Source organism: Intrasporangium sp. (assembly GCF_032907665.1).
Lineage (GTDB): Bacteria > Actinomycetota > Actinomycetes > Actinomycetales > Dermatophilaceae > Intrasporangium.
In genome coordinates this window covers 1-8,517 of sequence record NZ_JAJJPG010000144.1, presented here as the reverse complement: position 1 = coordinate 8,517, position 8,517 = coordinate 1, and the positions used below count along the sequence as shown (strand labels likewise).

Genomic DNA, 8,517 nt, shown 5'->3' with positions numbered 1-8,517 from the left:
CGACCGGGATCGGGCCGGGGTCCGATAGGTGGTGCTGCTCGGGTGGGGGGCCGACCGGGATCGGGCCGGGGTCCGATAGGTGGTGCTGCTCGGGTGGGGGGGCCGACCGGGATCGGGCCGGGGTCCGATAGGTGGTGGTGGTCGCGCGGGTGGGCGCCACCAGGTCCGGATCGGATGGCGCCCCAACGCAGCAACGTGCGATTCTGCGGAGCAGCGCGACTCAGGCGGTCTTGCCCTGCTTCGGAGTGCTCCTGCGCGGCGCAGCCTCCCGTGACCTCGTGCGAGGCCGTCGGCGGGATGCGACCTGCGGCGGAGTGTCGGCGTGCAGGTCGGGGCCGCGCTCCGTGGTCGCCATGAAGTCGCGCAGGACGTCGGCGAACCGGTCCGGCTGGTCCAGGTGGGGGAAGTGGCCGGCCTTGTCGAAGAGCTCGACCCGGCACGCAGGCGCCAACTCGGCCGCCCGGCTCGCGTGCTCGGCGGGGATGACCATGTCATTGGTCCCCCACACGACGAGGACCGGGATCCCGGTGAGCTCCGTGAGGTACTCGTGCGCCGCGATGCTCTGGCCGCCGGAGTTCAGGACGGCACGCGTGGTCTTGAGGAAGGCCCGCCGGCTCTCGGCGTCGCTCAGCTCGGTGAACCCCTCCCACGCTGCGCGGATGTCGTGGCTCGCGCGCCAGCCGAAGAGGGACAGGCCCCGGCCCAGGATCTCGGCACCCCCTCGCACCCACTGCGAGGCGAGCACGGGCAGCACGAAGTCGGCTACCGGCAGGGTGGCTGCGCGGAGCACCGGGCTCACCTCCCGGCCCAGGCCGCCCGTCCCAACGAGGACGAGGCGCTCCACGCGCTCGGGGAAGAGGTAGCAGAAGGCGAGGGAGATCCCGCCCCCGAGGGAGTGCCCGACGATGGTGACCCGCTCGATGCCCAGCCGATCGATGAGGTCGCGCAGGGTGGCCGCCTGGGCGGCGGGCGAGTAGTCGCCCTCGTGCTTCTCGGAGGCGCCGTGACCGAAGAGGTCCGGCACGATGACCCTGTTGGTGTTGTCGATGCGGTCCACGAGGTAGCGCCAGTTCCGGTGCGAGCCCAGCAGGCCGTGGACGAAGAGGACCGCCTCGCCTGAGCCACTGTCGACGTAGGACAGGATGTGGCCGTGCAGCTTGATCTGCCGTGGGCGGAGCGGGCTCACGACACCTCCTCGGGTCATCAGGTCTTACCTGAGAGTAACCCGAGGAGGGCCATGACCCCGGACGAAGGGTCGATCCTCACACAGGTTTCAGCCGGCCCGCGTCCCGGTCACGAGCAGGTACTCCCACTCCATCCGGCCCGAGGCGTCGGAGTGCTCGGCCACCAGCGCGTCCAGGGCGGCATCCAGCGCTGCGGCCCTCTCCGCGTCATCCCCCAGGAAGCGATAGGTCGCGATGGTCGGGCCATAGTTCGCCTTGAAGAACTCCCGGAACTCGCCGGGCTGCTCGAAGGTCTCAGCCACGATCCGGCGCTCCGCGCTGAGACCCTCGAACGCGCCGCCGAGCAGCTCGCGGACGTGCTCCTCCCGTCCCCACAGCGGTGGCGGCAGGGATCCGGGAGGCGGAGGAGCGGCATACGGCTTCATCACCGCGAGCATCTGCCCGATGAAGCCCTCCGGCGTCCATGAGATGAGCCCCAGGCGCCCGCCCGGGCGTGTCACACGCGCGAGCTCGGCCGCAGCCCGCTCGTGGTGCGGGGCGAACATGACGCCGACGCACGACACGACGACGTCGAACTCGGCGTCGCCGAAGGGCATCGCCTCGGCGTCGGCGACGCGCCACTCGAGACGCGCCCCCGCCTTCTCCGCCGCCGCCCGACCCGCCTCGATCAGCTCGGGTGTGAGGTCGGAGGCCACGACGTCCGCGCCCGCCAGCGCCGCGGGGACAGCGGCGTTGCCCGGCCCGGCGGCCACGTCGAGGACCCGGTCTCCGGGCCTGATGCGGGTCGCCTCGACGAGCTCCGTCCCCAGTCCCGGAATGAGCTGCCGGGCCACCCTGGGGTAGTCGCCGAGCGCCCACATTGCCGCATGCTTCGCCTTGAGGGCCGCGTCAGCAGCCGGATCCATCGTCGTGGTCATCAATCGCTCCCTGATGTCGGGCCGGTGTTCCCTGGCCGGACGGCCCGATGCCGCCTCAGACCGGCCCCACGTCCGAGGATGCGACCACGGCTCGCCCGCGACCAGTACAGGAAATGGACTGACACGGGGCAGGTCTGAGCCGATACTCGACCCATGGGACGACACCAGCCCGGCGCCGGCCAGTACTGCCCCATCTCGAGGGCACTCGACGTCCTGGGGGAGCGGTGGACCCTGCTCATCGTCCGCGACATGCTCGTCGGGACGACCCGCTTCAACGACCTCGCGCGTGGCCTCCCCGGGCTGTCCCGCACCCTGCTCGCCAAGCGACTCCGCCACCTCCAGCGGGCCGGCGTCGTCGAGCGCGAAGGCACCGCGTACTCCCTCACCCCCGCCGGTCGCGCGCTCGAGCCCCTCGTCTTCGGCATGGCAGAGTGGGGTGCCCGGTGGGTCTTCGGCGAGCCGCAGGAGCACGAGCTCGACGCGGAGCTGCTCATCTGGTGGATGCACACCCGCCTCGACACGACCAGCATCGGCGGCGACCGCCAAGTGCTGCACGTGCGCTTCCGCGACGACCCGAAGCGCTTCTGGATCGTCGTCGACCGCGGTGTGCCCTCCGTCTGCACGGCCGACCCGGGCTTCGAGGTGAGCCTGACGATCAGCTCGGACGTGCGCTCGCTCTACGAGGTGTGGCTCGGGCGGATCCCTCTGGGGTCGGCGATGCGACACGGCTCCATCGAGATCGAGGGACCGCGGCATGTCGTTCGCAGCCTCGGGGACGTGCTCCGGCTCAGCCCCGTCGCCCCGGCCGTGCTGGGAGCGTGAAGACCAGGGCGCCGAAAAAAGATTGACGTGAGGTGTAACGCCACCGGCTCCACGTGCGCTGTTGAGGGTGAAAGAGGCGCCATTCGGACCCCCGAGCGGATGGCGCCTCTTCTCCTGTCCTCTGGGTACCCGAGCGCCACCACGCCGTATGCCGCTGGGCGGGCTCTCGCTCGCCGGCCCGGGTGGCGACGGCGCAGTCCCACCCCGTCGAGTGGCCACAAACGCCGCCCCGGCCCGACGTGGCGCGCACGGGGTGTCGGCACGAACTGCCCTCGGCGAAGAGCGCAGGCGCCCGGGGCGGAGGGCCCAGCGGCATACGGCCTCATCGGGCATTTCGGGCAGCCGGATGGCACGGCATGATGGAGGACACGCCACCGACGAAGGGAGCTGTCCATGCCAGATCTCGAGGTGCCGCACGCGACCGGCCCAGCCGACCGAGCACTGCAGGCGGCCGGGATCCGAACCCTTCAGGAGCTCTCCCGCCACCCGGCAACGGCGATCGCGGCCCTCCACGGCGTCGGGCCCAAGGCGATGAAGGTCTGGGCCGACGCGATGGCCCAGCACGGGCTCGACTTCGCCGAGACCGAGGCCGATGCCGAGGGCCACCCGTCCTGACGCGCTGGTGGGTCGCTCCCTCGGCCGGTCCACCCTCAGCCGGCCAGCACGAGTTCAGCCGATCTCGCCGATCGACGTCGGTCCCAGGATGGGCGAGTCGGACTGGTCGACGAGCGCGCTCTGCTCGACGGCCACTGCGGCGACCTCGTGCGGCCGCAGCTCGCCCGACGCGATCTGCTCAGCCCAGTGGCACGCCACCCGATGATCGTCGTGGACGCCCTCGACCTGGACGACGCGGAGCGCCGGACGCTCGCTGTCACAGCGCGTCGGCTGGCGCCACGGGCAACGTGTGTGGAACCGGCAGCCAGACGGCGGGTTGGCCGGCGACGGAAGGTCGCCCGTGAGCAGGATGCGCTCGCGCCGATCCTCGACGACCGGGTCGGGGACCGGAACGGCCGAGAGCAACGCACGGGTGTACGGATGCAGGGGCTGGGCGTAGAGGTTGTCGGCGGGGGCCTCCTCCACCAGGGCGCCGAGGTACATCACGCCGACGCGGTCGCTGATGTGCCGCACGACCGCGAGGTCGTGGGCGATGACGAGATACGTGAGGCCGAACTCCTCCTGGAGCTCCTCGAGGAGGTTGATCACCTGGGCCTGCACCGACACGTCGAGTGCCGAGACCGGCTCGTCCGCGACAATGAGCTTCGGGTCGACCGAGAGCGCCCGGGCGATGCCGATCCGCTGGCGCTGGCCACCCGAGAACTCATGCGGGTACTTCTTCAGGGCCGCGGGCGGAAGGCCCACCGCCTTGAGGAGGTCACGGAGGCGCTGGCCGGCGGACTCGTCATCCTTGACCAGCGCGTGCGCCTTCAGGCCCTCGAGCAGCAGGGACTCGACCGACTGTCGTGGGTCCAGGCTGCTCATCGGGTCCTGGAAGACCATCTGGATGTCCTGGCGCTTGCGGCGCAGCTCCTCGCCCTTGAGGCTCGCGATGTCGACGCCGTCGTAGGTCACCGAGCCCTCGGTCGGCGGCTCGAGGTTGAGGATCGCCCGACCCAGGGTCGACTTGCCACAGCCGGACTCGCCGACGAGGCCATACGTCTCGCCCCGACGGATCTGCAGGTCCACCCCGTCGACCGCGTAGACGTGGCCGATCACCTTGTCGAAGATGACGCCCTTCTTGATCGGGAAGTGCACCTTGACCCCGCGGACGTCGACGAGCACGTCACCGTGGTCGGCGCCCGACGGCGCTGCCGGCTCGGCCGCTCCGCTCGTGTCACGATCCGGGTTCACGGTCGAGGTCATCGACCCACCTCCACAGGGTTGAAGCAGCGCAGGGCGCGACCATAGTCCTCCACCAGCTGCGGCGCCTCCTGCCGGCACGTCTCGATGGCGTTCGGACACCGTGGGGCGAAGGCACAGCTGCTGGTCCACGGCAGGTTGTCGGCGACCGAGCCGGGGATCGGGTTGAGCCGTTCGCCCCGGCGGATGTCGAGCTTGGGAATCGACTCGAGCAGGCCGAACGTGTAGGGGTGTCGCGGCTGCTCGAAGAGGGGATGCCGGTCGGCGCGCTCGACGATCCGGCCCGCGTAGAGGACGTTGACCTCGTCGCACAGCCCGGCGACGACGCCGAGGTCATGCGTGATCATGATCAGGGCCGTGCCGGTGTCCTCGACGAGCTCCTTGAGCAAGCTGAGGATCTGAGCCTGGATCGTCACGTCGAGCGCGGTCGTCGGCTCGTCGGCGATGAGCAGTCTCGGCTCGCAGGCGAGCGCCATCGCGATGAGGGCCCGCTGCCGCATCCCGCCGGACATCTGGTGGGGATAGTCCTTGAGCCGGCGGTCCGGGTCGGGGATGCCGACCTTGTCGAGCATCTCGCGTGCCACGACCATCGCCGCCTTGCGGGACATGCCCTTGTGCCGCTCGAGCACCTCGGCCACTTGAACGCCGACCGGCACCACGGGGTTGAGCGAGCTGAGCGGGTCCTGGAAGATCATGGCGAGCTCCCGGCCGCGCCGGTCGCGCATGTCCGTGTCCGACAGCTTCAGCAGGTCGGTGCCGGCGAAGAGCACCTCTCCCTCCACGTGGTTGCCCCGCTTCGGCAGCAGTCCCATGATCGCCAGCGAGGTCACCGACTTCCCGCACCCGGACTCGCCGACGAGCCCGACGGTCTGACCCGGTCTGACGTCGAAGCTGACGCCGTCGACGGCCGCGAACGGCTCCTCGCCGTGCCGGGTGAAGGTGACCTTGAGATCGCGAACCTGCAGGAGCGGTTCGTCACCGTGACGACTGGCACTCGTGGTGTGGGTCGCACCCGTGCTTGTGCTCACGGACGAGATGGTCTGGGACACCCCGGTCACCTCCGGCTCTTGGGGTCGAGGGCCTCACGCAGTGACTCTCCCATGAGGGTGAAGCCGAGCGCGACGACGATGATGCACATGGCCGGCCAGATCGCCAGGTGCGGGTGGTCACTGACGAAGTTCTGCGCCTGACCGAGCATCTGGCCCCACTCGGGCTGCCGGTCGTCCGGGTTGCCGAGGCCGAGGAAGGACAGGCCGGCGGCCTCGATGATCGCCACCGCGAGGACGAGTGTCGCCTGCACGATGACCGGCCCGAGCGAGTTCGGCAGCATGTGGCGGAAGACGATCGCGCGCGGCTTCACGCCGAGTGCCCGTGCCGCGAGCACGTGGTCGCTCGCTCGTTGGGCGAGCATCGAGCCACGGAGCAGCCGAGCGAAGATCGGGATCTGCACGACAGCGATGGCGATGATGACCGTCGTCTGGCTCGGGCTCGCCGCGATCGCCGCGATGGAGACGGCGAGGATGAGGCCGGGGATCGAGAGCATGACGTCGACGATCCGCATGACGAGGGCATCGACCCACCCGCCGATGGCGCCGGCGAGGGTGCCGAGAGTGAGGCCCCCGAGCAGCCCGCCCAACGTCGCGAGAACGCCGACGATGAGCGTCTGGCGCCCACCGACGAGCAGGCGGGAGAGGAGGTCCCGGCCGACCGTGTCGCCCCCGAGCGGGTGGCCGGGCTGAGGCCCGGGAACCGGGTTCGTCTGGGGCCGCACCTGGTCCAGCAGAGGCTGGGCCGCTGGGTCGTGAGGCGCGATCCATGGGCCGATGATGGCGAGCACGACGAAGACAAGAGTGATGAAGGCGCCGGTGAGGAAGACCGGGTTGCGGCGCAGGCGCTCCCACGCGCTGGCGAGGAGCGACTTGCCCTCTCCGCCGGCGATGCGGCCGGCGTCGGCGACCGTCGTCAGGGCGCTGCCACTACCCTGACCAGACTCGGCAGCGGCGTTGTGGCCGGCCGCCTGAGCCAGGGAGTCGATGCGGTCCTTCTTGCGGTCGCGGAAGGGTCCTGGTCCGGAGGACTGGGTCATGGCAGATCACCTCGTCCTGATGCGGGGGTCGATGATGGCGTAGGTGATGTCCACGACCAGGTTGACGATGACGTACACGGCGGCCGCGGCCATGATGAGGACCTGGAGCACGGGATAGTCCTTGAGCTCGATGGCCATGGCGAGAGCCTGGCCGATCCCGGTGAAGCTGAAGACGCGCTCGGTGAGGACAGCGCCGGCGAGCAAGGCACCCGTCTGCAGGCCGATCGTCGTCACCACCGGCAGCAGGGCGTTGCGCAGGATGTGCCGCCCGCGGATGATGCGGGACGTGAGCCCTTTGGCGTTGGCCGTGCGGACGTAGTCCTCCTCGACGACGTCGAGCACCGACGCCCTCGTGATGCGGAAGATCACCGCGAAGGGGATGGAGGCGAGCGCGAGCGCCGGAAGAATGAGGTGCTTGAAGGCGTCCCAGGCGGCGTCCCACTCCTGGGTGAGGATGCCGTCGAGGACGAAGAAGCCGGTCACGCGCGTCGCGTCGAGCGTCGGATCCTGGCGCCCGGACACGGGCAGCCACTGCAGTTCGACGGCGAACCAGTGCTTGAGCATGAAGGCGAGGAAGAAGACCGGCACCGCGACCCCGACGAGCGAGCCCATGACGGACAGGTTGTCGAGCCAGGTGCCCTTGCGCCGCGCGGCGAAGTACCCGAGCGGGATGCCGATGACGACGGCGAGCGCGATGGCGACGCTGCTCAGCTCGATCGTGGCCGGGAAGCGGGACAGGAAGATCTCGAAGGCGTCACGCCCTGGGAGCACGCCGTTGGAGGGGCCGAACTCGCCCTGTGCGATGCGCTTGATGTAGTTCCAGTACTGCACCCAGATCGGGTCGTTGAGGCCGAGGGCCTCAGTGAGCTGCTCGCGACGCTCCGGGGTGGCCCGCTCCCCGAGCATCGCCGACACCGTGCCGCCGGGGAGTGCCTTGAGCCAGACGAAGAGCAGCAGCGAGAGGACGATGACCACGCCGACCATCTGGACGAGCCGGCGCACGATGAATCTCAGCACGGCGAGGTGCCATCCTTTCTCACGACCGGGGGCCGTCCCAAAAGATTGGGACGGCCCCCGGCTGGTGTGACGGTGTCCTTACCCGGGCAGGCCGCGGGTGAGGATCACTTGCCGCCGACAGTCACGGTGTTGAACTCCTCGGACGTGAGCGGCGAGGCGATGAGCCCATCGACGTTCGGGCCGGTCACGAGCGCGGGCGGCGAGTGCGTGAGCGGGAGGCCCGGGAGGTACTCCTCCATGATCTGCTGGTTGAGCTTCTCGTAGGCCGCGGCCCGCTCGGCCTCGTCGACGATGGCATCCGCCGCCTTGAGGTCGGCCGAGAGCTGCTTGCCCCACGGCTGCGTCCACGTGTGGAAGTCGTTGGTCTCCGGCTGGAAGAACGTGCCGACGAAGTTGTCGGCCGCGTTGTAGTCGCCGGTCCAGCCGAGCAGCCACGCGTCGAAGGAACCCGCGTCGACGCCGTCGAGGTAGCCGCCGTTCCACGGCTTGGCATCGAAGTTGACCTTGATGCCGGCGGCCTCGAGGTCAGTCCGCACCGCTTCGGCGATCTTCTGCGGGTTCGGCATGTACGGACGCGTCACCTCGGTCGGGTAGGCGAAGTTCAGCGTCATGCCCTCGGCGCCGGCCTCCTTGA

At 70.0% G+C, this 8,517-nt stretch carries 9 protein-coding genes; 2 read left to right on the top strand and 7 right to left on the bottom strand.

The window, feature by feature from the left end; genetic code table 11:
- Positions 1–220: 220 nt before the first annotated feature.
- Positions 221–1,186: an alpha/beta fold hydrolase gene (locus LOY02_RS16265; RefSeq protein WP_317183416.1), complete on the bottom strand. Its 966-nt coding sequence runs from the start codon at positions 1,184–1,186 to the stop codon at positions 221–223.
- 87 nt (positions 1,187–1,273) lie between these two features.
- Positions 1,274–2,101 (bottom strand): class I SAM-dependent methyltransferase, encoded by an 828-nt coding sequence (locus LOY02_RS16260; protein WP_317183415.1) that lies wholly within the window; start codon positions 2,099–2,101, stop codon positions 1,274–1,276.
- Between the two features lie 153 nt (positions 2,102–2,254).
- Here LOY02_RS16260 and LOY02_RS16255 point away from each other — a divergent pair, with 153 nt between their 5' ends.
- Together LOY02_RS16255 and LOY02_RS16250 are read left to right on the top strand one after the other, a co-directional pair.
- Positions 2,255–2,923, top strand: a complete 669-nt coding sequence (locus tag LOY02_RS16255) for a helix-turn-helix domain-containing protein (RefSeq protein ID WP_317183414.1) — start codon at positions 2,255–2,257, stop codon at positions 2,921–2,923.
- A gap of 393 nt (positions 2,924–3,316) precedes the next feature.
- Positions 3,317–3,538 (top strand): hypothetical protein, encoded by a 222-nt coding sequence (locus LOY02_RS16250; protein ID WP_317183413.1) that lies wholly within the window; start codon positions 3,317–3,319, stop codon positions 3,536–3,538.
- Positions 3,539–3,592: 54 nt separating this feature from the next.
- Here LOY02_RS16250 and LOY02_RS16245 read toward each other — a convergent pair whose 3' ends face one another.
- The 5 genes from LOY02_RS16245 to LOY02_RS16225 all read right to left on the bottom strand — a co-directional run.
- Positions 3,593–4,783, bottom strand: coding sequence for an oligopeptide/dipeptide ABC transporter ATP-binding protein (locus tag LOY02_RS16245; RefSeq protein ID WP_317183412.1), 1,191 nt, complete (start codon positions 4,781–4,783; stop codon positions 3,593–3,595).
- Positions 4,780–5,808 carry an ABC transporter ATP-binding protein gene (locus tag LOY02_RS16240; protein ID WP_317183411.1) on the bottom strand — a complete coding sequence of 343 codons (1,029 nt, stop codon included), beginning with the start codon at positions 5,806–5,808 and terminating at the stop codon, positions 4,780–4,782. Before LOY02_RS16240 ends, LOY02_RS16245 begins: the two co-directional genes overlap by 4 nt.
- A 26-nt stretch (positions 5,809–5,834) precedes the next feature.
- Entirely contained in the window at positions 5,835–6,866 is a 1,032-nt protein-coding gene (locus tag LOY02_RS16235) for an ABC transporter permease (protein WP_317183410.1), read from the bottom strand.
- Between the two features lie 6 nt (positions 6,867–6,872).
- Positions 6,873–7,883, bottom strand: a complete 1,011-nt coding sequence (locus LOY02_RS16230) for an ABC transporter permease (protein WP_317183409.1) — start codon at positions 7,881–7,883, stop codon at positions 6,873–6,875.
- A 104-nt stretch (positions 7,884–7,987) separates the two neighbouring features.
- Positions 7,988–8,517 (bottom strand): ABC transporter substrate-binding protein (locus LOY02_RS16225; RefSeq protein ID WP_317183408.1); only part of this gene is annotated, 530 nt, incomplete at its 5' end.

Excerpts from the sequence above, each read along its gene's own strand:
- LOY02_RS16245 (WP_317183412.1), bottom strand. The coding sequence starts at position 4,783 with ATGACCTCGACCGTGAACCCGGATCGTGACACGAGCGGAGCGGCCGAG.
- LOY02_RS16250 (WP_317183413.1), top strand. The coding sequence starts at position 3,317 with ATGCCAGATCTCGAGGTGCCGCACGCGACCGGCCCAGCCGACCGAGCA.
- LOY02_RS16235 (WP_317183410.1), bottom strand. The coding sequence starts at position 6,866 with ATGACCCAGTCCTCCGGACCAGGACCCTTCCGCGACCGCAAGAAGGAC.
- LOY02_RS16260 (WP_317183415.1), bottom strand. The coding sequence starts at position 2,101 with ATGACCACGACGATGGATCCGGCTGCTGACGCGGCCCTCAAGGCGAAG.
- LOY02_RS16255 (WP_317183414.1), top strand. The coding sequence starts at position 2,255 with ATGGGACGACACCAGCCCGGCGCCGGCCAGTACTGCCCCATCTCGAGG.